Source organism: Actinacidiphila sp. bgisy144 (assembly GCF_057708105.1).
This window is the reverse complement of the sequence record NZ_JBYIRM010000014.1, coordinates 71,799-94,698: the sequence shown is the minus strand read 5'-3', so window position 1 is coordinate 94,698 and position 22,900 is coordinate 71,799. Positions and strand designations below refer to the sequence as shown.

The following is a 22,900-nucleotide window of genomic DNA, read 5'->3' as shown; positions in this document are numbered from 1 at the left end:
GGTTTCCGGGCGTCACTTGCCCAGCCAGGTGTCGTAGAGCCAGGCGCGGGCGGTCGACTCGGTCCCGAAGCCGTGCACCTTGGACGACAGGCCGAAGACCTGCGTCTCGTCGTAGAGCGGGATGCTGTAGCCCTGCTGGTACAGGTACTCGCCGGCTTCCTTGACGGTCGCGGCGCGCTTGGCCGGGTCGAAGGCCTCGGCCTGGTCGCGCACCAGCTGGTTCAGCTTCGGGTCCGGGCTCTTCGCGTCCTGGCCCAGGCCGTTGGCGCGGGTGGTGTCGTAGTCGACACGCAGGACGTTCGGGTCGGCCGTCGAGGTCTGGGACTGGCTGAACGAGAACTTCTCGCTGCCCGTGCCGCCGGCCGCGCTGATCGCCTCGTACTGGTCGAGCGAGACGCTGTGGATCGACAGTTTGACGCCGACCTTCTTCCACTCCGACTGGAGCACCTCCAGCACCTGCTCGGAGACCTGGTAGAACGGCGCGACCCAGATGTCGAAGTGCAGCTGCTGGCCGCCCTTGTAGCGGTAGCCGTCCGACTTCGCCGCCCAACCGGCGCTCTCCAGCAGCTGCTTGGCCTTGCCGGGGTCGTAGGCGAGGTAGCTCGACAGGTCGGGGGCGTCCGGTGTGCCCTTGACGAGCGGGCCGATCGGGATGCCGTAGTTCGACGACAGGACGGCCTGGTTGATCTCCTTGCGGTCGGTGGCCGCGTTGAGGGCGAGCCGCACCTGCTTGTCGTCGGTGATGAGGCCGGGCCTGACCTGGACGGCGAGCGCGTTCGTCTCGCCCTGCACACCGAACGACTCCAGTTGGCCGCCGAAGGAGCCGACGGTCTGCTCGTCGGTGGGCGACAGGTTGCGGACGACCTGCGCCTGGCCGGACTGCAACGCGCCGATGCGGGTGCTCTCTTCCGGGACGTACTTGAAGTCGATCTCGTTCAGGTACGCCCGGCCGGTGTGGGCCGAGCCGGTCGGCCAGGAGGTGTAGTGCGGGTTCGGCTTGAGGACGACCTCGTTGACGCCGTCACCTCCGGCGTACCTGAACGGGCCGGTGCCGACCCAGTTCTGGACCTTGCTCTGCCCGGCGAGGTTCAGCTTGACGTACGACTCGGCGAGGATCGTGGAAGCCCGGTAGTTCGACAGCACCTGGAGGAAGCCGGCGTCCGGCGTGTTCAGCCTGATCTGGAACGTCGTGGGGTCGACGACCTTGGTGCCGGCGTAGCCGTTCCAGAACTGGTCGGCGGGGATGCCCAGTTTCTTGTCGCCGAAGCCGTGCTGGTCGAAGTTGTCCTTGACCACCTGGGAGGTCAGCGCGGTGCCGTCGGTGAACTTGACGTCCGGCTTGAGGTGGAAGGTGTAGGTCTTGTGGTCGGCGCTGACCGACCACGACGTCGCGAGCCACGGCAGCAGCTTGCCGGTCTTGGGGTCCTGCCAGATGAGGCGTTCGCCGATGTTGTCGGTGACCTGGCTCACCGACCACAGCGAGTTGGTGGTCTGCCAGTCCTCGTACTGCACGGGGTCGTAGAACGTCAGCGTGCCACCGGTCTGCGGCGAACCGCCTTGAGAGCCCGATGAGTTCGAGCCGCCGGCTGATGAACCGCACGCCGTGAGCAGCAGGGCGGAGGCGGTGGCGGTGGCAATGGCGCCGAGCACGAGCGAGGGGCGGCGCGGACGGAGCATGGTCATGGCCTGGACTGTCTTCCTTCTTGGGCCGCACGGAACCGCCACCGGTGGGCGCGACGGCGCGCACAACGGCGGGGTATGGCGGCAGGCAGGGGCGCAGCAGGAACGGGGAGTGCGTGACGAGGAGTTCACACGTACGCGCGGTGGACGCGACGAAGACGCACACCGGCGACACGCGGCGCGGCCGCAGCCAACGCGGCGGGAAGCAGCGCAGCGGGAACGGGCGGCGCGTTACGAGAAGTTCATGACGGGGAAGCGGGTTCGCTCACGCATCAGGGCCGCGAGAACGGGGCGGCAGGGGCGGCGGAACGAAGGGGGTGGACGGTCTGACGGAATCCGGCGATCGACCGGTGAGAACGGTCGGCGGGAAGAATCGTCAGCAGAAGCGACACGCGCTGGTGGCGATCAGCATGTAATCAACCACCCGGCAGCTGGTCAGCGGGGTCCACGGCATGAGCCAGAGACTGACATCCGCGGGCAGGAACGGTCAAGAGCGGGACCAGATCGCGAGACGCGCACCCGCTCTGCCCGGCGGCCTCCCCACGGGAAAAGCACCGCCCGGCCCCCGCGCGCCGAAGGATGAACACGGGCCGGGGCCGGGCGGACGGGGGCCTCCGGGACGGTCAGTTCTGCCGGAGTGCCGGCATCGGCAGGGGGATGTCGAAGGCGGTGGCGCCGGCCCCGACGCCGCCCTCACAGGAGTCGGGCGGGGTGGTGGTGACGCCGCGGGTGGAGGGGCGCTCGGCGGCCCAGAACATGTAGCCGAGCAGGCCGTTGGTGGTACCGGCTCCCGCGGGAGCCGCGCCCTGCGTCCAGGAGCCCGTGGCGTTCGTCACCGACGACGGGAAGTCGGTGCACTCGGGGCGGACCTGGGAGCCCTCGGCGATGTAGAGGCTGCCGGTGAACTTCGCCGGGGCCAGTGGCGGGATGGCCGGGCTGTAGTTGGGCTTGCCGTCCAGGTGCTCCTGCCAGTTGGACTCCGCGCCGCTCGCCGACGGCTGCTTGCTCGGCACCATCGCGTTGGCGTAGTCCAGCACCGGGTTGCCGGGCGTGAGCCAGTGGGCGGTGGCGTACTGGTCGAGGTCGATGAGCCAGCGGTCGCCGGCGGCGACGTCGATGGTCAGGCGGGCGGTCGGGTCGGCGCCGGACGCGTCGTAGGGGTTCGCGGCCCGGTAGGCGTCGATGAAGGCCTGCAGTCCGGCGGTGTTCGGTCCGGAGCTCTGCTCGTAGTCGATCTCGATGCCGACGCCGAGTTGGGACGCCAGGGCCGCTGCCTTCTGCCCCAGCAGGGTCGCGTTCTGCGCCAGTGCGGTGTTCCAGTCGTCGGTGTAGGTGATGCCGCCGATGGAGAGCATCACGCGGATGCCGTGGCTGGTGAAGTAGTCCACCACGGCCTGGTTCATCCCGACCGGGACGCCGTCGGTGTTGCCGCTGTTCGTCGTGCCGTTCAGCAGCGTCAACGGGTTGACGAAGCTGAGCACCACCAGGTTGACCGAGGGGCGTCCGTCACCGCGGTCGACCAGCCAGTGGTTCGCCTGGTCGAAGTCGGTCATGTCCCGCACCGTCGCCCACGTACACGCGTCGTTGCCGCACTGCCAGGCGCCGTAGACCTGCGGCGGTGTCGCCGCCGCGCTCGCCGAGGCGGCCGGCGCGGCCGCGGGCACGACGACCGCGGCGGCCAGCAGCGCGGCTGCCGCCGCGAAGGACTTCACATTTCCGAACGGCACACGCATGAACGCCTCCTGGCGATCAGGTGGTTCTCCGTGAAGGGGTGGCACAGGGTGGTGGATTGGTCTGGACCTTGTCAAGGAGCCGCCCATGCACCCGCATACCGCGACAAGAAGGGCGGAAGGCCCGGCACCGGCAGGCTGCGGGCGCCCTGCGCAGCCCCCGGACTGCGATGCCGCCGCAGCCGGAAGGGGGTGTAACACTTTCGGCGACCGCTGCGTCCCCTGTTCGACACGCATTCCCACGTGGAGCGGCAGGGATGGGGTGGTGGACTTGGTCGCGGAGCAGGGGGCGGACGCCCTTCCCGTGGTCCCGCGGTCCGGGCCGTACTTGGCGGCGGACTTCGTGGCCACGGTGCGCGAGCGGTCGGGGCTCGCACTGGACTACTCGCCGGGCAGCCTGGCTCTGGTCGACCGCATCATCGACGGCCTGCGCCGGGGCGAACCGCAGGCCGCGCACCTGGCCCGCACCCTGCTGACCCTCGGTGCCTACACCGGTGAGGTCCTGGTGCGCAGCGCCGGCGCGGTGTGGGTGGAATTCGACACCGGGCAGCGCGCTATCTTCGGACAGCCGCTCGGTGTCCGGACGCCCGACGGCCGCTTGTGGAACCCGCTGGGCAAGGCGGTGAAACGCTACGAGAACGGGTCGCGGGACAGCCTGCGCCTCTTCTGCCTCGCCGTGGCCGGCCGGACCAAGGGGTAGTTCCGCGGGGCCGGGAGCACAAGAGGGCCGGCGCCGGCGGCGGGTACCACCGTCCCGGCGGCCGACGAGCACGACGAGGACAGGTGGAAAGAGCGCAGGTGCCCCGGAGAGGCGCGACGGACGAGGCGGCGTTCGCCGCTGCCCTCGCAAAGGCGCGTGCGGGTGACGAGGCGGCGTTCGCCCGCCTCTACCGCACGCTCAACCCTCGCTTGGTGGCCTATCTGCGCGGCCTCGTCGGCAACGACGCCGACGACGTCGCATCCGAGACGTGGCACGACGTCGTGCGCGGCCTGGACGGCTTCCGCGGGGACGGGCCCGCCTTCCGTGCCTGGACGGCGACGATCGCCCGGAATCGCGGGCTGGATCACCTGCGCAGGGGCTACGTCCGACCGCGGACCACCGAACTCGGGGACGCGGTCGCCGAACTGCGGGCCGAGAAGGACTCGGAGGGGCTGGCCCTGGAGAGCCTCGCCACCGCGCACGCCCTGTCCCTGATCGCGGCGCTGCCGCGCGACCAGGCCGAGGCCGTCCTGCTGCGGGTGGTGCTCGGGCTCGACGCCCCCATGGCCGCCCAGGTCCTGGGCAAGCAGCCCGGCGCCGTCCGCACCGCCGCCCACCGCGGCCTGAGACGCCTCGCAGAGCGCATGCGCCACGCCGGCGGCACCGAGGAGAAGTGACGACAGTGACCACGAACGAGCGCCCGGAACAGCGGAAGGGCTCCGCCCCCGACCAGCCCGCCGACCAGCCCGCCGACCTGCCGGGACCGCTCCGGGGCGCGTCGGCGGGGCCGACCGGCTGGCTCGATGCCCGGACGGCGGAGCAGTTGCTGGACGCGGGGCCCGACGCCTCTCACGACGACCCGCGCGCCGCGGACCTCGCCCGGCTGCTGGCGAGCGCCGTCGAGGAGGCGGACTCGCTGCCCGCCGGCACGAACGGCGAGCAACTCGCGCTCCAGGCGTTCCGCGACGCCCGTCGCCGCGCCCGGACACCGGCCGGCCCAGGGTGCCGGCGAGCCCGGTGGCGGCGGGCCTCCCGCCCGACGAAGGTGCTGGTCGGCGGCATCGCCGCGGTATCGGTACTGAGCGGGGTGGCCATCGCCGCGACGACCGGGACGCTGCCGGGTCCGTTCCGCACCGGTGGGGGCACGCCCGCCGAGAGCCGCTCGGCTTCCGCGGCATCGCCCTCTGCCGGCGCCTCCGGCGCCGCCGGGCCCCAGCGGCCCGTCCCCGACCCGAGCGCCACGGCGCCGACCGCCTCACGACCGGCGTCCACACATCCTGCCGCGCCCGGCGAGAGCACCGCGGCACAGCCGGGCCTGAAGGGGCTGTGCGCCTCCTACCTGCGGGCCCCCCAGCGCGGTGAGCACCTGGACGCGACGGCGCAGCGCCGCCTCGACGCCGCCGCGGGCGGCGCGGCCAAGGTCGCCTCCTACTGCGCACAGCTCACCGGCGAGCACACGCCCGGCCACGGCAGACCGCCGACGGCAGCTTCGCCGACAGCGGCTTCGCCCGCAGCGGCGGCGCCGTCGGCGTCCCCGCCGCAAACCGCCACGCCCCGCGCCGCCCGGCCCGCGACGCCTGCCGCCGCGGCGAGCCCGACAACGTCCCACGGCCACGCGTGACCACGCAGACCGGGCCGGAAGGGGGATCTCCCTTCCGGCCCGGCGACCGGACGTGCGGCCGGCGTCAGAACGCGCCGATGCCGTTCGGCGTGCCCAGGCCCGTCGGACCGTCCCAGCCGGCGCGGGCGTTGCACCACTGGGTGGTCGTGCAGCTGCCGTTGCTGCCCGACGTGACGTCGTTCAGCGAAGAGGAGTGCGTGTACGGGTAGTTGTTGTCGATGGAGGCCGTGTTGCCGGCCAGCCCGTACACCGACGCGATGATCGGGGACGACACACTCGTGCCGCCGAAGACCATCCAGCCGACGTAGCCCTGGTAGGCGGTGCTGTCGTAGACCGCGACACCGGTCGAGGGGTTGGCGACCGCCGAGACGTCCGCCTCGGCACGGTTCGCACAGCCCGTACCGAACGAAGCGGCGCCGCTGAGCGCGGTGTTGTACGCCGAGCAGCCGCTGCCCGCGCCGCTCCACGCGGTCTCGGACCAGCCGCGGGAGTTCGACGCCGTCGTCAGGCTCGTGCCTCCGACGGCGGTGACGTAGTGCGAGGAGGCCGGGTAGCTCGCGCCGTACCCGTTGTCGCCGGAGCTGGCGGTCACCGCGATGCCCGGGTGGTTGTAGTAGGAGCCGTAGCTCGCGTCGGAGGCGTCCGAACCGCCGTAGCTGTTGCTGATCGCCACCACTCCGGGGGTGGCGGCCGCCTGGTTCACCGCCGCGCCCAGGTTGGCGAAACTGGAGCTCTTCGCCTCGACCAGCAGGATGTGGCAGTTCGGGCAGATCGCCGAGACCATGTCGAGGTCGAGCGAGATCTCCTGCCCCCAGCCGCCGTCCTTGCGGGGATACGTGGTCCCGCCGCTCTGGTCGACCTTCTTGAAGCAGCCGTTCGCGGTCGTACAGGCCGGCAGCCCGAACTGGCTGCGGTACACGCCGAGATCGGCCTCGGCGGTCGGGTCGTCGTACGCGTCGACGATCGCCACCGTGCGGCCCGCACCCGCCGTCGCCGACGGCAGCGCGTACGCCGACTGGAGGCTGGACGGGCCGAATCCGGACGGCGTGGCGTTCGGCGACACCTTTTCGGCCTGCACGACATCCGTGCGGACGATCGCCTTGCAGGACGCGTATCCCGCCTTGGCCGTGGCGCAGGAGTGCGCGGTCTTCGCGGTCGGTGAGGCCGCTGCCTGTGAGGACCCGGCGGGGCCGAGGACCGCCAGCGGGATTCCCACCAGGGCCGCTATGCCCATGCCCAACAGCTTTGCGCGTGAGCGCAGTTGCATGTGACTCTCCTCAGGGGGTCATGGCCGATCGGGGTGTCGGCCTCGGCAGCCTGCCCGGCTCGCAGCCGCCTGGTGAGGCGGGGCGGGCCGGGCGCTGCCGCGTCAGGGGAGGACGGCGAAGGGCAGGGGACGCCCGGGCCGCCGAAATCGCCTCAGCAGGCGCCGCCTTCCTCGGGCCGCCCGGGCGCCGGGGCCGCGTGGTGCTGGCGCTTGTCGATTCCCGCGTTCCAGAACGACACGACCAGCTCCTCCACAGCGGTTGCCACCGACGGCATCGCGGACAGGGCGCACTACGCCGCGGACGTGACAGCGCACGCCGACAGCGGCCCATAGGAGGGAAGTTGCCGCAGGTCCCGTATGGACGCGTGCAGTGTGCGGGATTGGCAGGTACAGCGCAAGCAGCAACGCAAGTCCGGCAAATGGGAAGTCAGGGTCGCAACGGCGTGATCGATACCGGTCCGCCAGGGCGCGCCGGCCGGCGCCGGCGTCCGGCGCGTGCTCGGCGACCACCGTGCGGGCGGCGCCGTACGCCGCGCTCACCTACGACGTGACCGACCACGTCGCTGTCGGCGACAGCGCCATCGGGGCCCGGCCCGCGGACGGTTGGTACCGCGGCCGCGTCCGTCTCGGCGGGAGCGCACCGGCTCGCCGGCACGGCCGCCCAGGAAGGCGCGTCGTGAGGGTACGTCGCCGCGCCGGGACACCCGTCCGCGTGGCGGCGGCCGGGCGTCTTCGGCGGTCATGCGCTCAGGTGACGAGGTCGGGGGGGACGGCGCGGCGCCGCTGCGCTGCCGCGGACCGCCCGTCAGTCGCCTTCCGTGCGCTCGGACTCGGCGCGGCGGTATTCGGCGTTGATGCGCCGGGCTTCTTCGAGCTGGTCTTCCAGGATCACGATGCGACAGGCGGCCTCGATGGGGGTGCCCTGGTCGACGAGTTCCCGGGCACGGGCGGCGATGCGCAACTGGTAGCGGGAGTAGCGGCGGTGGCCGCCGGCGGAGCGCAGCGGAGTGATCAGGCGGGCGTCGCCGATGGCGCGCAGGAAGCCCTGGGTGGTGCCGAGCAGTTCGGCGGCCCGGCCCATGGTGTAGGCGGGGTAGTCGTCGTCATCAAGCCGGTTGAACGAGTCGTCTGCCGTCATCTTGCCTCTCTGTGGAACACGCTGGAGGGGCCCTGGTGCCATACCGGCACCAGGGCCCCGAAGGAACTACAACACCATCTGTCGGCCTGGTACTGCGCCGACCTACTGTGTCCGCACCGCCGCACGGGAGCGTGGCAGCGGGTACGGGGATCGCGGTTGCTTGACCGGAGACCACCTCACTATCGATGTCCTGCGGTACCCGGGCCCAAAGCTCCGCCCGGGCGATCCTGATGGCGTGTCGACTCCTCCGTTCTTCCCTCTGGGTGTTTACCGAACGGGTACTGCGCGGCGGCCCCTGAGCGCTGCGGGCCACCCGGTCCGGTCGTCAGTCCCGTCGCCGTCAAAACAAGCTCCTTGGCTTCGGAACTCCACCACCGGACCGTCCTGCGTCGTGCGGTACTGCTGCCCGGCAGTTCATCTCTGCCGGGCCTTGTCGATCTCGGCTACGAGAGAAACCATAGCCACGCCGCCCCGCAATGTCTACTGCGGCCGGCATAGATTTTCGCGTGTCCGGTAGTGAGGATCGGGCGCTCCGGCACGTCGAGGAGCCGTGGGGCGAGGCATCGGGACCGGGCACGTGCCGCAGTCGGTGCCGCACCGGCGCCGCACCGGTGCGAAGGCGACGGAGGGGGCCGCCCCGGACGCACTTCGACTCTGCGCCGACGCGAATATCTGGTGCCGCGACAAGAGAAATTCATGCCGCGCGAAGCGAAGTGATCCGCGGATACCCCACGGAATTAGCGCCGCCCCGGGCACTGCGGCCCACCCCGTGCTACTCTGGCGAGCAGTTGCAGTAGTGGTTCCCAAAACTTCAAGCGACCTCACCGGATTTTCGTCGGGTAGGTCACTTTGCGTGCCGACACTCTCGGACGGGGCAATCATCACGGCGACACTGGGCTCGCACAGTGCGGGCACAGGACACCGCCCCGAAGGAGAGCACAAATGGCTAGTGGCACCGTGAAGTGGTTCAACGCGGAAAAGGGTTTCGGCTTCATCGAGCAGGACGGTGGCGGCGCTGACGTGTTCGCCCACTACTCGAACATCGCCGCCTCCGGCTTCCGCGAGCTGCAGGAGGGACAGAAGGTGAACTTCGACGTCACGCAGGGCCAGAAGGGCCTGCAGGCGGAGAACATCGTCCCCGCCTGACACCGACGCGTCACACCGAGCTGGGGCCCGCACCTGAGGGGTGCGGGCCCCGGCTTTTGTGCGTCACAGGATTTTCCCCGTGCCCGGCGACGGCCACACGGGCCGGCGGGGGCAGCCGATGGCACAACACCCCCGTGGATGGCGGCAGGGCATATTCCGCCACCATCTTTCGCTCCGGAATTCACGTCTTCTTCGACGACTTCCGCCCCCCGCCGCCGCGAAAAGGGAAGCCTCGCTCTTCCCCGTTTTTCTTTTCTTCGGTTCGTACGTGCGATTCTCCCAGGCGGCTCACCGCCGCGGAGGTTCCTCGATACGTGCCGTATCGAGGAAGGTTCCGCATGAACCGCACCATTCGCACGAACGACCGCTCCTCACGGACCGGCGGCTCCACCGGCTCCACCGGCTCCTCGCGGGGCGGCGGCTCCCGCGCCCGGTCCGCACGCCCCTCGGGCGCGGGCCGCTCCGGTGGCCACGGGCGCCGCCCCGCGCGGCAAGGGGAGTTCGCGCTGCCGACGACCATCACGCCGGCGCTTCCCCCGGTCGAGGCGTTCGGCGATCTCGACCTGCCCGCCCCGCTGCTGGCCGCCCTCGGCGCCGAAGGCATGGCGGTGCCGTTCCCGATCCAGGCAGCGACCCTCCCCAACACGCTGGCCGGCCGGGACGTCCTGGGCAGGGGCCGCACCGGCTCGGGCAAGACCCTGGCCTTCGGCCTGGCACTGCTGGCCCGCACCGCCGGCCGGCGCGCCCAGCCCCGGCAGCCGCTGGCCCTGGTCCTGGTGCCCACCCGGGAACTGGCCCAGCAGGTGACCGACGCGCTCACCCCCTACGCCCGGCCGCTGAGGCTCCGGATGGCCACCGTGGTCGGCGGCATGTCGATCGGCCGGCAGGCCGGCGCCCTGCGCGGCGGCGTGGAGGTCGTCGTCGCGACCCCGGGCCGCCTGAAGGACCTGGTCCAGCGCGGGGACTGCCGCCTGGACCAGGTCGAGACCACCGTGCTGGACGAGGCCGACCAGATGGCCGACATGGGCTTCATGCCGCAGGTCACCGAGCTCCTCGACCAGGTGCGCCCCGGCGGCCAGCGCATGCTGTTCTCCGCCACCCTGGACCGCAACGTCGACCTGCTGGTGCGCCGTTACCTCGACGACCCGGTGGTCCACTCCGTCGATCCCTCCGCCGGCGCGGTCACCACGATGGAACACCACGTGCTGCACATCCATGCCGCCGACAAGCGCACCGTCACCCTCGAGATCGGCGCACGCGCGGGCAGTGTGATCATGTTCCTGGACACCAAGCACGCGGTGGACCGCCTGACCCGGGATCTCCTGAGCAGCGGGGGCGCGCAGCGGCGCTGCACGGCGGAAAGTCCCAGCCGCAGCGCACCCGCACCCTGGAGCAGTTCAAGACCGGGCACGTCACCGTGCTCGTCGCCACGAACGTCGCCGCCCGCGGCATCCACGTCGACCACCTCGACCTGGTGGTCAACGTCGACCCGCCCACCGACCACAAGGATTACCTCCACCGCGGCGGCCGCACGGCCCGCGCCGGCGAGTCCGGCAGCGTTGTCACCCTCGTGATGCCCGACCAGCGCCGCGACATGACCCGGTTGATGGCCCAGGCCCGCATCACCCCGCTCACCACCCAGGTGCGCTCCGGCGAGGCCGAACTGAGCCGCATCACGGGCGCCCGTACCCCGACCGGCGTCCCCGTCACCGTCAGCGCACCCGTCACCGAACGGCCCGGGCGCCGCCCGTCCGCGTCACGTGGCCGGGGCCGCAGCACCGCCCAGGCCCGACGCGCCACCGCGACGCCGCGCACGGCGCCCCGCGGCGCCGGCCGCAAGACCGCCGGTACCGCCGGCACCGCCGCCTGAGGCGGGCTGCCACCGCCCCCGAACCCGCCCGCCCAGCCCACCCGCCCGTGGTCAGAGGCTCCACGTCAACCTGTGAGGCATCATGCACTGTGTCATCGCGCGTTTCTCCTTCAACCTCATCAAGAGCGAAGTGCTGGAAGCGATGAAGGGCATCAAGCCCGAACCCGTGACCGGTGCGTCTGTGACCATCGGCCGCCGCACCTACCCGGTCAAGCAGGTCGGTGAAGTGCTCACCAGGCAGGACCGCCGCGACTTCTCCGCGGACGAGGTCACCCGTGCGATGAGCCGCCTCGGCTTCACCTGCCACCCCGCCCCGGAGTCCCGCCCGGCCCCGGCAGCCCCGGCCCCGGCACCTGCGTTCGGCGGAGCCGAGTAACCCCGGGGGCCCGCCCGGCCACCGGCGGGGTGAAGGGACGGGATCGTTCACGGCGGTGGGCTTGTCGTTTCACGGGGTGGGGGTTCCCGGTTGCGGCGGGACCACCAACGCCCCTTCGTGCCGGCCGGGTTGGTCAGGCCGGCACCGCGGGGGTCATCCGGCGCAGACCGTCACGTGGATCGTGGCGCCCGCGCGGACGACCGTCGGAGCGTGCGGTGAGACCGCGATGACCGTGCTCTGCGCGCAGCCGGTCACCGGCCTCCGGGTGAAGTCGGGCGTGAGCCCGCGCCGGACGAGGGTCTCCCTGGCCTGCGCCGAGTCCATGCCGGTCAGCGGGACGGTGACGGTCCCGCCGTCGCGGGAGCGCAACAGCACCGTGGTGCCGTCGGAAGCGGCCGAGCGCGCGGCGGCCGCGTGGGAGGCGTGCCCACCGCTGCCGACCACGCCGGCCGCCAGGGCGGTGCCCGCACTGGCCACGACGAGGGCGGCGGCGATGCCCGCGATGGCCGTCGCCTTCTTCCGGCGGGCCCGGCGCACGATCGCGGCCGTGGCGAAGTGGGGTGTCTCGGTGGCGTTCACGAAGTCGTTCATGGCGTTCACGAGTTCCTGTTCGAAAGGTGTGCAGCCGGAAGGCCGCGAGTCGTGGGGAGCCATCACAGTCCTTCCGTGGTCTGCTGCGGCGAAGGGTGGGACAACGCGGGGAACTGGCCACGGAGTTTGCCGATACCGCGAGCGAGCTGGGACCGCACGGTGCTCGGCGAGATCCTCAGGTCGGCCGCGATCTCGTCGTCCGAGAGATCGTGGAAGTACCGCAGCACCACCACCGTCCGCATGCGCATGGGCAGACTCTGGAGCGCCCTGAGCAACTGGTCCCTGGTGTCGATCTGCCCGTACTGGTCCCCGGCGGCGGCGCGTTCCACGCCGTCGTCGTGCGGGACCGTACGGCGGAACCGCCGCCAGCGATCGTTCGCCAGGTTCACCATGATCCGTCGCACGTAGGCTTCGGGGGCGTCCTTGGCCGCGATGGTGCGCCACTTGCGGCAGGCCCGCTCCAGCGTCTCCTGGACCAGGTCCTCCGCGGCCTCGCGGTTGCCCGTCAGGATCAGAGCGCCCCGGAACAGTACGGCCGAGCGGGCGACGACGAACTCGTCGAACTCGTCGAAGGCCCGCTCGCTCCTCGGTTGCGCCGGTACCGGCCTGCTGCTGCCGACACAGGTGTCGTGCTCGGTTGCCAGCCTCACGTCCCCTCCCTTCCTGTCACCCCTCCTCGACGCACAAGCCGCCGCGCCTGCTGCACGCGGGTTGTGAGACGTGGGTCACATGGAGGGGGACGGCAGGGGCAGGGCCGGCAGGCAGGAGGCCGGCACCTCGGTCAGTACGGGCGCAGCCGCTTCCCCGCGGACGGGAGGTCCCCGAGCGCCGCGGCCGCGCGGCGCTCCTGCACCGCGTGGAGGCGGCCATAGCCGTAGGTGTCCGCTCCTTCACGGTGCGCCTGCGCGGCGAGCTCGCGCAGTTCGCCCTTCGCCACGACCGCGTCCTGGTGCGCGCCGAGCACCCCCTGAAGGGCCTTGGCCCGCTTGCGGTACCGCTTCGCCCGCTTGCCGGCGTAGGGCAGCGCGGTCTCCGCGGCGTGCCGAGCCCGGCGGACGGCCTTGCGCGCCTGGTGCATCGCCTTGTCGCGTCCGGGCCCGTCGGGAGCGTTGACCGCGGTCTTCATCCGCTTCGCCAGACGGTCGTGGTCGCGGCCCATGACCTTGCGCAGGTGCTTCTTCGCGGGCCTGGCGCTCCTGGCGGGACGCAGCGGAGGTTCGGCCCGCAGGCCGTCGAGGGCGTCGAGCAGGGCGTAGTAGCGGGGCCGGTCGAGCCAGGCGACCGCGGCGCGGTGCGCCTCCTTGTGCCGTCCGGCTTCCTGCGCGGCGACCCGGCGGGCGAGCGCGGGATGCTCCGGCCCGGTCAGGCGGGCGGCCTGCGCGGGCAGGTCCGCGGCGAGCACCTCGTGGTCCCTGGCGCCTGCGAGCGCGCGGGTGAGCCGGCGCAGGTCGTCGGCGACGGGGTCGGTGCGCCGCCGGTCGAGCATGGATCGGTTGTCGCGCAGCAGGTTGCGCAGCCGGCGGCTCGTGGTGCGCATCCGGTGCACCGCGTCGGGTTCGTCGGCCCGTGCGGCCGCGTCGGTCTCGAGCAGGACGTCGATCTGCTCCGACAGCCGGCGCGTGAAGCACTCGCCTGCCGAGCCCGGGCGGGGGCGAGGCGGCGGGGCGGGTTGCGGCGGCAGGGCCAGCGCGGCGCCCAGCGCGTGGTCGAGCTTGCCGGACCGGGCCGGGCGGCTGCCTCCCTGGGCGCGCAGCCGGCGTTCGGCGGCACGCAGCAGCGCGTCGTCGCCGCGGTCCTTCTCGACCTCGACCTCGGACCAGTGCACCACCCGGGTGCTCGTGCCGCCCTGGGTGCCGCCGCGCCCGCCGGCCGCGCGGTCCGGGGTGGCGGGCAGGGCCGCGGTACGCAGCCGCTCCACGTCGAGGACGTGCGCGTCGACCTCGTCCTGGGCGACCTCCGCGAGCGAGCGGCCCTTGCGGTCCAGCAGCAGGTGGCGCCGCCGGTGCGTGCGCAGGTGGGCGACGGGCCCGAGCGGGCGCCCCCGGGTGTACGCCCGGACCCTGCGTTCCAGCTCGCGGGGCACCTTTCCGGGCTTGCCCGCCCGCAGCGGCGCGTGGACCTCGCGCCTGCCGCCGTCGGCGGGCAGCTTGAGGTGCCAGCCCTCGTCGTGGCCGCCGCTGCGGCGGCGCAGGGTGATGCCGCGGGAGAGCAGGCGCAGTTCGGCGGTGTCGTAGTAGACGGCGTCGAGGTCCTCGCGCGGTGCCTCCACGACCTTCTTCACCTTCGGCAGCGCGCACAGGCCGGTGGGGTCGAGCGGGCCGACGCCTTCGAGTGTCACTTCCTGTTCGAGATGGGTAGCCGTCATGGGGTTCGCCTGCCCGGTCGCGCGCCGTCCGAACACGCCGCGGCCGCCCCGGGGCGCCCTCGCCCGGGCCGCGGGGGCCACCGGGACCGCCGCCCCGGGCCGGGGGCGGCGGCCGCGGGCGTCAGGAGGGCTGGGAGGCGCTCGGGCGGCGCCGGACGACCGCCCGGGCGACGGGCTCCCGGACCAGCGCGACGAAGATCACCACGGCGGCGGCGAGCAGCGACAGCAGCACCTGCTTGCGGGCATCGTGGTCGGTGAGCATGTATCCGAGCACGAAGACGATCATCGCGATCGTCGCCCACGTCAGGTACGGGAAGAACCACATCCGTACGACGAGCTTGTCCGGGTCGTCGCGGAGGATCATCGCGCGCATCCTCAGCTGGGTGCAGCAGATGACCAGCCAGATGAACAGCGCGACCGCGCCCGAGGCGTTCAGCAGGAAGGCGAAGACGCTGTCGGGCCACTTGTAGTTGAAGAACACCGCGAGGAAGCCGAACGCCACCGACGAGAGGATCGCGACCTGCGGGACGCCGCGCGGGCTCGTACGGGCGAAGGGCTTGGGGGCGTCGCCGCGCACGCCCAGGGAGAAGGCCATCCGGGAGGCGGTGTAGAGGCCGGAGTTGAGGCAGGACAGCACCGCCGTGAGCACCACGACGTTCATCACCTGCCCGGCGTGCGGTATCCCGACGGAGTCCAGCGCCGCGACGTAACTGCCGTGCTTCGTGATCGACTTGTCGTTCCACGGCAGCAGCGTGACGACCACGAAGATCGAGCCGATGTAGAAGACCGCGATGCGCCAGATGACGCTGTTGGTGGCGCGGCTGACGGCCTTGCGCGGGTCGGCGGACTCACCGGCGGCGAGCGTGACGATCTCGCTGCCCATGAAGGAGAAGACGACCATCAGGATGCCGGTGAGGATCGCGCCCGGGCCGTTCGGCAGGAACCCGCCGTGGGAGGTCAGGTTGGACAGCCCCGCCGAGCTGTGGCCGGGGCCCGTGCTGTCGCCGTGCAGCACCCCGCACAGCGCCAGCACGCCGATCACGATGAACGCGGCGATCGCCACCACCTTGATCCCGGCGAACCAGAACTCGAACTCGCCGTAGGAGGCGACCGACGCGAGGTTCGAGGCGGTGAGCACGGCCATCACGATCAGCGCCCAGCCCCACTGCGGCACCGCCGGCATCCAGCCCTGGAGGATGGTCGCGCCCGCGGTCGCCTCGACGGCGAGCACGACGACCCAGAAGAACCAGTACAGCCAGCCGATGGAGAACCCCGCCCAGCGCCCGAGCCCCCGGTCCGCGTACGCGGAGAACGAGCCCGACGTCGGGTACGCGGCCGCCATCTCGCCCAGCATCCGCATCACCAGGACGACCATCGCGCCGACCAGGGCGTACGAGATGAGGATGGCGGGGCCGGCGGCGGCGATGCCCGAACCGGAGCCGACGAATAGGCCGGCGCCGATCACACCGCCGATCGCGATCATCGACAGGTGCCGGCTCTTGAGCCCCACCCGCAGGCCGCCCGAGGACGGTCCCTCCGCACCGGGGGGCGCGGCGTCCGGGGCCGGCGGCTCGGGGCCGGAAGCGTCGGTCGTCTGCTGTGTGCTCATGGTGTCCTCAGCAATCGGTGGGGGACGGTGAGGGGCGGCCGGCCGGTGCGTGGAACGGGCGGGTGGGGGGATCGGCGGTCCGGTCCGGTCCGATGCGGTGTGGTGCGGTGCGGAGGGCCGGGGACGGATCGGGCTCGGCGACCGGGTGGGCCGGATGTGCCATGGTGGCCCGTGCGCATCCGGCTGCGCGAGACCGCCGGTGAAGTCTCCGGGCGCCGGCGGGGACCGGACCGGCTCTGGTCAGGCCGGTTCCACGCGGTACGCCGCCGAGGTCGGCGGCCGCCGGGTCGGCGGCGGGACCCGCCGCCGTGGCGCGCGTCGCGCACCGCCGCGGGTGCGGTGCCGATGCCGGCGCCGGCGCTCCGTGGCGTGCACGCCCGCACCTCCCCGCTCCGCGAACCGGACCTGGACTGCCCGTTTTTGACCGCAGGAGATTTATACAGCGACCAACGCGACCGTTGATGATCCGTGTTGATCAGACAACTGACCGGTTGTGCGTGTGTTGCGGGGAAGTCCGCACAGGTCAGCGCGGTGCTCCAGCGCAACGGGCGGCACCGCTCCCCCACGGCTCCTCCCGCGCCGCCCGGTCCGGGCAGGAGCGCTCCGGCGGACGGCCGGCGCGGGCCGCGGCACCTCAACTGCCGGACGCGGCCACGGCGCCGGCGGTCGCGGCGTCCTGGCGCTGCCACAGGGAGAGCACCACGAGGCCGGCGAAGACCTGCACGGGCAAGGGTACGGAGCCGAGTTCGGCGGTCACGCCCCGACCGGGGCGGATACGGGTGAACGTGCCCAGGTCCCGCCCCTGGCGCACGAGCCGCCACGGCCGGCGGAACCGCGAGACCCGCTCCAGACGGTATGCGGCACCGTCGCAGACCACCTCCCACGTCCGCCCGGCGCGGTGGGCCGAGGCCCGGACACCCTCGGCTGCCCGCAGTTCGTAGGACCGGCCCCATCGGGCGACATGGAACTCCGAGGTCTCCCCCGCCAGTTCGAGCGGCCCGCCGGAACGTCTGCCGCGCCGCCGCCAGTGCCCCACCGCGACGCCGTCGAGGACGATCTCGTGGTCACGGCTCCATCCGTGCTTCTGCGTGATCTCCAGCATGGCCCGCCCGCCCGGTCTGGTCACGCCCTCGGTCGAGGGCCTACCCCGAGCCTGCCCGGACCGGCGCGGCACACCCCTGCCCGCTCCGATTCCCCCGCGCCCCCGCCCCGCCCGGTGGTGTCCGCGCCGACGTGCCCCGACCGCGCACCGCCGCGCGAGGAGCCGTTCCGGGTTCCGGCCGTCCATGTGACCGCCGTGGAGGTCAACGACACCATCGCCAACCTGTTCTTCCGCGAGTACCACGGGACGGACTGGGTGGGCTTCGAGGCGTATCCGGCCGCGGCGGGCTCAGCGGTGTACGAGGAGTTCGTCCGGCAGCGCCGGCAGCCCGGGGGCAACTGGCGGGCGTGAACCGGCCGCCACCGGACCGCGGAGGGCGGCGCCACCGCGCTGCTCACGCGCTGGGCGCGCCGAGCAGTGCGGGGAAGGTCACCCCGGTGAGTTCCTCGGAGACGGCCCACAGGCGCTGCTGGGCGGCCGCGTCGTGGGAGTCCGCGCTGGAGGCGACGGGCCTGGGGTAGCCGCGGATCTCCCCGCGTCCGCCCGGGCCGTAGTACTGCCCGCCGGCGGCCTCGGGGTCGGTGGCGGCGCGCAGGGTCGGGAGCGCGCCCATCTCGGGCTTCTGGGTGAGCAGCGGCGCGAGCCAGGTGACGGGCATCCGCAGCGGCGCGGGCGTGTTGCGGACGAGTTCGGTGTTGGACACGCCGGGGTGCGCGGCCACCGCGACGGTGGTGCCGTGCGGTGCGAGCCGGCGCTGAAGTTCGTAGGTGAACATCAGGTTGGCCAGCTTGGACTGGCCGTATGCGCCGATGCGGCTGTACGAGCGCTCCCACTGCAGGTCGTCGAAGTGGACGGCGGCCCGGATGCGGTGGCCGGTGCTGCTGACCGTCACGACGCGGGAGCCGGGGACGGGCAGCAGTCGGTCCAGCAGCAGGCCGGTGAGGGCGAAGTGGCCGAGGTGGTTGGTGCCGAACTGCAGCTCGAAGCCGTCGGCGGTGGTCCGCCGCGGGGTGTACATCACGCCCGCGTTGTTGACGAGCAGGTCGATGCGCGGGTGGGCCGCGCGCAGATCGGCTGCCGCGGAGCGGACCGACTCCAGGGAGGTCAGGTCCAGGGCCTGGACGGTGACGGGGCCCATGGCACCGGCGGTGGCGCCCGCGGTGATGCGGGCCGCCGCCTGCCTGCCCTTCTCGACGTCGCGGACGGCCAGGACCACCGCCGCCCCGCGCTCCGCGAGCATCCGGGCGGTCTCGAAGCCCAGCCCGGTGTTGGCACCGGTCACGACCGCCACCCGGCCGCGCTGGTCGGGGATGTCCCGCTCGGTCCAGTTGTCACCCATGGCGCACTCCTAAAGAACCAGTGGTCTGTTACCACCGCCAACGTAAGAGACCGCCGGTCTCATGTCAAGAGACCGGCGGTCTGCAAGCTAGGCTGAGGACGTGACCTTTCAGCGGGCGAGGAGCGAGGAGCAGCGGGAGATCCGCCGCCGGGCGATCCTGGACACTGCGGCGGCAATGCTGGACGAGATGCCCGTTGCCGAGGTGAGCCTCAATGAGCTCAGCCGGCGGGTGGGCCTGGCCAAGTCGAACGTCCTGCGCTACTTCGAGTCGCGCGAGGCGGTGCTGCTCGAACTGCTCGACGACTTCCTCGGCAGCTGGCTCGCCGAGCTGGCCGACGAGCTGGCCGCGGGCATCGAGGCGGACGCCGCACCGGACGCACGGGCCGGCCGGCTGGCCGAGATCCTCAGCCGGTCACTGGCCGACCGGAAAGTGCTGTGCGACCTCTTCGGCGCCCAGGGCGGCGTCCTGGAGCACAACGTGTCGGTCGAGGTCGTCAAGCGGCACAAGCGGTCCTCCCTCGCGCGGCTCGCGGACATGACCGCACTCGTCCGCCGCCACGTGCCCGAACTCGGCGACGACACCCAGCTGTTCTGCCTGATGGGCCTGGTCTCGGCGGGCGCCCTGGCGGCCTACGTCCCGCCGCCCCCCAGCCTCCTCGCCGCTTACGCGGAGGAACCCGCGCTCGGCGTGCTCCACCTGGAACTGCGCGACGCCCTGCGGGCCTCCTTCACCTCCGCGCTCCTGGGCATCCTGCCGCGCACCTGACCCCCGCCCCGCGCCGCACCCGTTCGGCCCCGGTCCGGGGGAAGAGGGGGGTGGTACGGCCTCCCCGTCACCTGGTCAGGGCCGTTTCCGGTCCTGCCGGCGGCGCAGCCACTGCGCCCGGGTGATCTCGTACCGTACGCCGCCGTGCTCGGCGCCCTCCACCGCCGCCATGCTCGCAGGCGTGGGGAGGGTCCCCGCGAGGGTCATGCCGACCTTCTCCATGACCGCGCGCGACCCGCGGTTGACGGTCATCGTCTCGCCCCACACCATGCGCAGCCCCAGCGCGGTGAACCCCTTGTGCAGCAAGCCCCGCGAGCCCTCGGTGGCGTATCCCCGGCCCCAGGCCGACTGCCGCAGCCGGTAGCCGAGTTCGGCCTCCTCCCGCGGACCGTCCGGCTCGGGGCGCAAGCAGAACCAGCCGACGAACGCCCCGCCGTCGCGCTCGTACGCGGCGAACAGGCCGAGCTGGCCGCCCCACTTCGCGTAGCCGTCGACGATCGACGGCAGGTGCCGTGCGCGCACGGTCTCCGGCGCGGTCGCCTCGCCCCCGGTCAGGTAGCGCATCACCGCGGGGTCGCTGTCCAGCTCGATCAGCAGGTCGGCGTCGTCCGCGGTGAAACGGCGCAGCGCGAGGCGCTCGGTCTCCAGATACGTGTCCACGTGGCGGATGATGCACGGTCCGGGCGGGGGCGCTCAACCGCGTTTCGGTATCGGCGCGGTGGCGCCGGTGAGGGTGTCGTCGAGTTGTGCGGCGAGGCGGGGGTGGCCGTCGGCCAGGTGGGGGCGGGCGGCGGTCAGGGGGGCGAGGAGGGCGGCGGGGTCGTCCTGGGCGAGGGCCTCGTCGAGCCGGCCGAGGGGGAGCCGGGCCGCGGCCGGGAGGTCGGTCAGCGCGCTGATCCGCCCGGCGATGCGGCGCAGCTCCGCCGCATTGCGCCGGGCCCAGACGCCGGTGGCGCGGTCGGCGGCGCGGCGGTCACGGGTGGCCTGGACGCGCTGCTCCCCGGTGGCGCCGGCCGGCCCGGGGCGGTTGCGCAGGTAGCGGCGCTCGGCGGCCTGGCGGCTGGCGACGCCGAGCGGGTGGGCGAGGTCGGCCCAGCTGGCGCCGGCGCCGCGGGCAGTCTCGATCAGGCCGGTCTCCCACCCGGCGAGCTCTTCCCTGACCTGGCGCAGCAGGAGGAGGGAGGCCAGGGCCTGTTCCGGGCCCGTGCCCTGCCAGGAGGCGGCGGGCGCCTCGTCCTGGGCGGTGCGCAGCGCGTCACGGATGGCCTCCAGGGCCGCGGCGGCGGCGAGGAAGGAGGCGGGGCCCTGCTCGTCGGCGGGCGGGGGCGGTTGGTCGGTCTCCGGCATGGGCGCTTCTCCCTGTGGTCCCTGTGTCATCGGCGCGTCATCCTTTCGACGACACCACGTTTGTCATCCATTGGATGACATGGTACAACGGAATCGTTGAAGCGCATTGGCAGGTACTGCCCGAACCTTCTGGAGGTGTTTCGCGATGTTGATGCGCACCGACCCGTTCCGCGAACTCGACCGGCTCGCCCAGCAGCTGACCGCTCCGGGTACCTGGTCCCGCCCCTCCGCGATGGCGATGGACGCCTACCGCGAAGGCGATGAGTACGTGGTGTCCTTCGACCTGCCGGGCGTGAGCGCCGAGGCGATCGACATCGACGTCGAGCGGAACATGCTGACGGTCAGGGCCGAGCGCCGGCCCACCTCGAAGAGCGACGACGTGAAGATGGACCTCTCCGAGCGTCCGCTGGGCGTCTTCTCCCGCCAGATCGTGCTGGCCGACACCCTGGACACGGAGCGCATCCAGGCGGACTACGAGGCCGGGGTGCTGACGCTGCGCATCCCGATCGCCGAGCGGGCCAAGCCCCGCAAGGTCGCTGTCGGCGACGGTTCCCGCAAGCAGATCGCCGGCTGAGGCCGGGGCCGCCGCCAGCGGCGGCCAAACGGCGGAGGACGGCGGAGGACGGGCGCACGGCCCCGGTCGGCCCGTCCTCCGCCCCGCCGCGCCATCCCCCTTCACCACGGGACCACGGGACCACCCCGCCCCCACCACCCCATCACCGCAGAAAGGCACGCACAGCAGTGATGTCCGACCGGCATGCACCGCTCCCCCACGACTCGTCCGCGACGATGACGTACGACCAGATGCTGGAGCGGGTCCGCTACGAGGGCGCCTACCCCACGCGGGAGCGCGCCGAGCAGGCCGTCCGCCTCGTCCTGTCCGGGCTCGGCCGCCAGGTGACCGGCGACGAGCGCGTCGAACTGGCCGCCCGCCTGCCCTTCGAGGCCGCCCGCGTCCTCAGCAACCAGGTACCCGACCTCCACCCCCTGACCGGGTGGGGCTTCGTCAAGGACCTGGCCACCCGCGCGGGCGCAAGCCCGGCCACCACCCGCTGGGACACCGGTTCCGTACTGTCCACCGTCGCCGACCTCGCCGGCCCGGACCTCCTCACCCGCATCCTGCGCCAACTCCCGGGCGGCTACGCCCTCCTCTTCGGCCGCGCCGAACTCACCCCCCTCACCCAGGCCGCCTGACCGCCCACCCGCCCCCCGGCCCCGGCCTCTCCCGGGGCCCCGGGCGGGCGCGGGGGCGGGCCGTGGCGCATCCCCGCGACCCCGGGGCATGCCTAGGACAGCGAGCTCGATGTGCAAACGGGCGCCACCCGACTGCTCTCGTCGACACGCCCGACCTCGTACTTCTGGGTCGCTCACGAACGTCGGCCGGTAGGCGGCGAGTTGCGATGGCCTACTGGCGGGCGCCCTCGAACGACTTCCAGCGCCCTTCGGAGACCACTTCCACGGCGCCGTCTACCACCTTGATAGCGGTCTGCTCGTCAATCGCATACGCGGGACCCCCGATACCGGCCGCCCACCGTTCCGCCGCAGCCGTCGTGTTCTCCGGACAGGCCGGGTGATCCAGGTGCGGGAAGATCGAGAAATCCACCACCCCCAGCGCGCTGTCGCCGCCGGCGGGCGGCTTCCAGCCCACGAAGTCCTCGCCGACACGGGGGGTCATCACCATGCTCCCGGCGCTGAGTCCCACGTAGACCGTGTCGGGCAGCGACGGCAGGAGTTCGGCCAGCCCGGACTGCCGCATCCAGTGGCACAGGTACAGCGCGTCACCACCGTTGACCAGCAGGACGTCGGCCGCCTGGACCCAGGAGACCCAGAGCGCTTCCTCGATGCTGGGCAGCGCGGTGAGTTCCAGCACACCCACCGACTTCCACCCCAGTGCGGTCATCGGGTTCGCAGATCGTCCACTGATGAATCGCCATGGTCCGCCCGGATCGGCGCCGGGGCCCGCATACCCCGCGGTGGGGATGCACAGGGCGCTGGACTCGGCAACCGGCTTACCCAGCAGGCCGACCAGCGCATCCTGGATGCTCTCGTTCGTGATGCCGGAGTCGGTGAGGAGAAGCTTCATCATGTCCTTCCCGAAGTGCTGACCACGCGCGTCGGCAACCAGCCGTTCGTTCGCCAACACGTCACAGGCGCCACCATGTCATGGCCGCACCCGGACCATGCACACGCCGGACCTCGGCATGGCTGAGGCCGAGCTGGCGCAGGGTGGCCCCGCACGGGCGGTCCGGGACG

Annotated in this window: 22 protein-coding genes and 1 pseudogene; 10 read left to right on the top strand and 13 right to left on the bottom strand. The window is 72.5% G+C overall.

Going from position 1 to position 22,900, the window contains the following annotated elements:
* Positions 1 to 12: 12 nt before the first annotated feature.
* Both AC3EVP_RS17935 and AC3EVP_RS17930 read right to left on the bottom strand, forming a co-directional pair.
* Positions 13 to 1,683: an ABC transporter substrate-binding protein gene (locus AC3EVP_RS17935; protein WP_435131027.1), complete on the bottom strand. Its 1,671-nt coding sequence runs from the start codon at positions 1,681 to 1,683 to the stop codon at positions 13 to 15.
* Positions 1,684 to 2,303: 620 nt separating this feature from the next.
* The gene (locus AC3EVP_RS17930; protein WP_435131025.1) at positions 2,304 to 3,413 is read right to left on the bottom strand and encodes a glycoside hydrolase family 18 protein; all 1,110 of its coding nucleotides are present in this window, start codon (positions 3,411 to 3,413) and stop codon (positions 2,304 to 2,306) included.
* Positions 3,414 to 3,675: 262 nt separating this feature from the next.
* Between AC3EVP_RS17930 and AC3EVP_RS17925 the strand changes: the two genes are divergently transcribed.
* The 3 genes from AC3EVP_RS17925 (at position 3,676) to AC3EVP_RS17915 (ending at position 5,731) form a co-directional block, all read left to right on the top strand.
* The gene (locus AC3EVP_RS17925) at positions 3,676 to 4,110 is read left to right on the top strand and encodes a hypothetical protein (RefSeq protein ID WP_335976859.1); all 435 of its coding nucleotides are present in this window, start codon (positions 3,676 to 3,678) and stop codon (positions 4,108 to 4,110) included.
* A 98-nt stretch (positions 4,111 to 4,208) separates the two neighbouring features.
* Positions 4,209 to 4,787 carry an RNA polymerase sigma factor gene (locus AC3EVP_RS17920; RefSeq protein WP_435131023.1) on the top strand — a complete coding sequence of 193 codons (579 nt, stop codon included), beginning with the start codon at positions 4,209 to 4,211 and terminating at the stop codon, positions 4,785 to 4,787.
* A 5-nt stretch (positions 4,788 to 4,792) separates the two neighbouring features.
* Positions 4,793 to 5,731 carry a hypothetical protein gene (locus AC3EVP_RS17915; protein WP_435131021.1) on the top strand — a complete coding sequence of 313 codons (939 nt, stop codon included), beginning with the start codon at positions 4,793 to 4,795 and terminating at the stop codon, positions 5,729 to 5,731.
* Between the two features lie 64 nt (positions 5,732 to 5,795).
* On the opposite strand, the gene AC3EVP_RS17910 is transcribed toward AC3EVP_RS17915, so the two are convergent.
* Together AC3EVP_RS17910 and AC3EVP_RS17905 are read right to left on the bottom strand one after the other, a co-directional pair.
* Positions 5,796 to 6,998 (bottom strand): S53 family peptidase, encoded by a 1,203-nt coding sequence (locus AC3EVP_RS17910; RefSeq protein ID WP_435131019.1) that lies wholly within the window; start codon positions 6,996 to 6,998, stop codon positions 5,796 to 5,798.
* Positions 6,999 to 7,803: 805 nt separating this feature from the next.
* Complete coding sequence (locus tag AC3EVP_RS17905; protein WP_335976865.1) at positions 7,804 to 8,136, bottom strand: helix-turn-helix domain-containing protein; 333 nt, start codon at positions 8,134 to 8,136, stop codon at positions 7,804 to 7,806.
* A gap of 942 nt (positions 8,137 to 9,078) precedes the next feature.
* On the opposite strand from AC3EVP_RS17905, the gene AC3EVP_RS17900 reads away from it, so the two are divergent.
* The 3 genes and pseudogenes from AC3EVP_RS17900 (at position 9,079) to AC3EVP_RS17890 (ending at position 11,528) form a co-directional block, all read left to right on the top strand.
* The gene (locus tag AC3EVP_RS17900) at positions 9,079 to 9,282 is read left to right on the top strand and encodes a cold-shock protein (RefSeq protein ID WP_435131017.1); all 204 of its coding nucleotides are present in this window, start codon (positions 9,079 to 9,081) and stop codon (positions 9,280 to 9,282) included.
* 338 nt (positions 9,283 to 9,620) lie between these two features.
* Positions 9,621 to 11,152: pseudogene (locus tag AC3EVP_RS17895) on the top strand (DEAD/DEAH box helicase).
* Positions 11,153 to 11,234: 82 nt separating this feature from the next.
* Positions 11,235 to 11,528, top strand: a complete 294-nt coding sequence (locus AC3EVP_RS17890; protein WP_435131015.1) for an SCO5918 family protein — start codon at positions 11,235 to 11,237, stop codon at positions 11,526 to 11,528.
* A gap of 153 nt (positions 11,529 to 11,681) precedes the next feature.
* On the opposite strand, the gene AC3EVP_RS17885 is transcribed toward AC3EVP_RS17890, so the two are convergent.
* The 5 genes from AC3EVP_RS17885 to AC3EVP_RS17865 form a co-directional block, all read right to left on the bottom strand.
* Positions 11,682 to 12,119: a PASTA domain-containing protein gene (locus tag AC3EVP_RS17885; RefSeq protein WP_435131013.1), complete on the bottom strand. Its 438-nt coding sequence runs from the start codon at positions 12,117 to 12,119 to the stop codon at positions 11,682 to 11,684.
* A 62-nt stretch (positions 12,120 to 12,181) separates the two neighbouring features.
* Positions 12,182 to 12,769, bottom strand: coding sequence for a SigE family RNA polymerase sigma factor (locus AC3EVP_RS17880; protein ID WP_335976874.1), 588 nt, complete (start codon positions 12,767 to 12,769; stop codon positions 12,182 to 12,184).
* Positions 12,770 to 12,900: 131 nt separating this feature from the next.
* Positions 12,901 to 14,484, bottom strand: a complete 1,584-nt coding sequence (locus AC3EVP_RS17875; RefSeq protein ID WP_435131011.1) for a CYTH and CHAD domain-containing protein — start codon at positions 14,482 to 14,484, stop codon at positions 12,901 to 12,903.
* Between the two features lie 121 nt (positions 14,485 to 14,605).
* Complete coding sequence (locus AC3EVP_RS17870) at positions 14,606 to 16,093, bottom strand: amino acid permease (protein ID WP_335976878.1); 1,488 nt, start codon at positions 16,091 to 16,093, stop codon at positions 14,606 to 14,608.
* A gap of 634 nt (positions 16,094 to 16,727) precedes the next feature.
* Complete coding sequence (locus tag AC3EVP_RS17865) at positions 16,728 to 17,219, bottom strand: hypothetical protein (RefSeq protein WP_435131009.1); 492 nt, start codon at positions 17,217 to 17,219, stop codon at positions 16,728 to 16,730.
* Positions 17,220 to 17,312: 93 nt separating this feature from the next.
* On the opposite strand from AC3EVP_RS17865, the gene AC3EVP_RS17860 reads away from it, so the two are divergent.
* Positions 17,313 to 17,546, top strand: coding sequence for a hypothetical protein (locus AC3EVP_RS17860; RefSeq protein WP_435131008.1), 234 nt, complete (start codon positions 17,313 to 17,315; stop codon positions 17,544 to 17,546).
* A 43-nt stretch (positions 17,547 to 17,589) separates the two neighbouring features.
* Here AC3EVP_RS17860 and AC3EVP_RS17855 read toward each other — a convergent pair whose 3' ends face one another.
* Positions 17,590 to 18,534, bottom strand: coding sequence for an SDR family NAD(P)-dependent oxidoreductase (locus AC3EVP_RS17855; protein ID WP_435131006.1), 945 nt, complete (start codon positions 18,532 to 18,534; stop codon positions 17,590 to 17,592).
* Positions 18,535 to 18,634: 100 nt separating this feature from the next.
* Here AC3EVP_RS17855 and AC3EVP_RS17850 point away from each other — a divergent pair, with 100 nt between their 5' ends.
* Positions 18,635 to 19,300, top strand: coding sequence for a TetR/AcrR family transcriptional regulator (locus tag AC3EVP_RS17850; protein WP_435131004.1), 666 nt, complete (start codon positions 18,635 to 18,637; stop codon positions 19,298 to 19,300).
* A 75-nt stretch (positions 19,301 to 19,375) separates the two neighbouring features.
* Here the strand turns inward: AC3EVP_RS17850 and AC3EVP_RS17845 are convergent, their stop codons facing one another.
* Positions 19,376 to 19,960 (bottom strand): GNAT family N-acetyltransferase, encoded by a 585-nt coding sequence (locus tag AC3EVP_RS17845; RefSeq protein WP_435131002.1) that lies wholly within the window; start codon positions 19,958 to 19,960, stop codon positions 19,376 to 19,378.
* A gap of 33 nt (positions 19,961 to 19,993) precedes the next feature.
* Positions 19,994 to 20,647 carry a type III effector protein gene (locus AC3EVP_RS17840; RefSeq protein WP_435130999.1) on the bottom strand — a complete coding sequence of 218 codons (654 nt, stop codon included), beginning with the start codon at positions 20,645 to 20,647 and terminating at the stop codon, positions 19,994 to 19,996.
* Between the two features lie 145 nt (positions 20,648 to 20,792).
* Between AC3EVP_RS17840 and AC3EVP_RS17835 the strand changes: the two genes are divergently transcribed.
* Both AC3EVP_RS17835 and AC3EVP_RS17830 read left to right on the top strand, forming a co-directional pair.
* A complete protein-coding gene (locus AC3EVP_RS17835) occupies positions 20,793 to 21,221 on the top strand; it encodes an Hsp20/alpha crystallin family protein (protein WP_335976890.1) in 429 nt (142 codons plus the stop codon).
* 170 nt (positions 21,222 to 21,391) lie between these two features.
* Positions 21,392 to 21,841: a DUF2267 domain-containing protein gene (locus AC3EVP_RS17830; RefSeq protein WP_435130996.1), complete on the top strand. Its 450-nt coding sequence runs from the start codon at positions 21,392 to 21,394 to the stop codon at positions 21,839 to 21,841.
* A gap of 211 nt (positions 21,842 to 22,052) precedes the next feature.
* On the opposite strand, the gene AC3EVP_RS17825 is transcribed toward AC3EVP_RS17830, so the two are convergent.
* On the bottom strand, positions 22,053 to 22,730 hold the full coding sequence (locus tag AC3EVP_RS17825; RefSeq protein WP_435131157.1) for a Type 1 glutamine amidotransferase-like domain-containing protein: 678 nt from the start codon (positions 22,728 to 22,730) through the stop codon (positions 22,053 to 22,055).
* Positions 22,731 to 22,900 lie beyond the last annotated feature (170 nt).

Bases quoted from the DNA above. Each gene is read 5' to 3' on its own strand.
- AC3EVP_RS17910 (WP_435131019.1), bottom strand. From the start codon at position 6,998: ATGCAACTGCGCTCACGCGCAAAGCTGTTGGGCATGGGCATAGCGGCC.
- AC3EVP_RS17840 (WP_435130999.1), bottom strand. From the start codon at position 20,647: ATGCCGGAGACCGACCAACCGCCCCCGCCCGCCGACGAGCAGGGCCCC.
- AC3EVP_RS17835 (WP_335976890.1), top strand. From the start codon at position 20,793: ATGTTGATGCGCACCGACCCGTTCCGCGAACTCGACCGGCTCGCCCAG.
- AC3EVP_RS17875 (WP_435131011.1), bottom strand. From the start codon at position 14,484: ATGACGGCTACCCATCTCGAACAGGAAGTGACACTCGAAGGCGTCGGC.
- AC3EVP_RS17930 (WP_435131025.1), bottom strand. From the start codon at position 3,413: ATGCGTGTGCCGTTCGGAAATGTGAAGTCCTTCGCGGCGGCAGCCGCG.
- AC3EVP_RS17885 (WP_435131013.1), bottom strand. From the start codon at position 12,119: ATGAACGACTTCGTGAACGCCACCGAGACACCCCACTTCGCCACGGCC.
- AC3EVP_RS17935 (WP_435131027.1), bottom strand. From the start codon at position 1,683: ATGACCATGCTCCGTCCGCGCCGCCCCTCGCTCGTGCTCGGCGCCATT.
- AC3EVP_RS17825 (WP_435131157.1), bottom strand. From the start codon at position 22,730: ATGAAGCTTCTCCTCACCGACTCCGGCATCACGAACGAGAGCATCCAG.
- AC3EVP_RS17855 (WP_435131006.1), bottom strand. From the start codon at position 18,534: ATGGGTGACAACTGGACCGAGCGGGACATCCCCGACCAGCGCGGCCGG.
- AC3EVP_RS17870 (WP_335976878.1), bottom strand. From the start codon at position 16,093: ATGAGCACACAGCAGACGACCGACGCTTCCGGCCCCGAGCCGCCGGCC.
- AC3EVP_RS17830 (WP_435130996.1), top strand. From the start codon at position 21,392: ATGTCCGACCGGCATGCACCGCTCCCCCACGACTCGTCCGCGACGATG.
- AC3EVP_RS17905 (WP_335976865.1), bottom strand. From the start codon at position 8,136: ATGACGGCAGACGACTCGTTCAACCGGCTTGATGACGACGACTACCCC.
- AC3EVP_RS17890 (WP_435131015.1), top strand. From the start codon at position 11,235: ATGCACTGTGTCATCGCGCGTTTCTCCTTCAACCTCATCAAGAGCGAA.
- AC3EVP_RS17900 (WP_435131017.1), top strand. From the start codon at position 9,079: ATGGCTAGTGGCACCGTGAAGTGGTTCAACGCGGAAAAGGGTTTCGGC.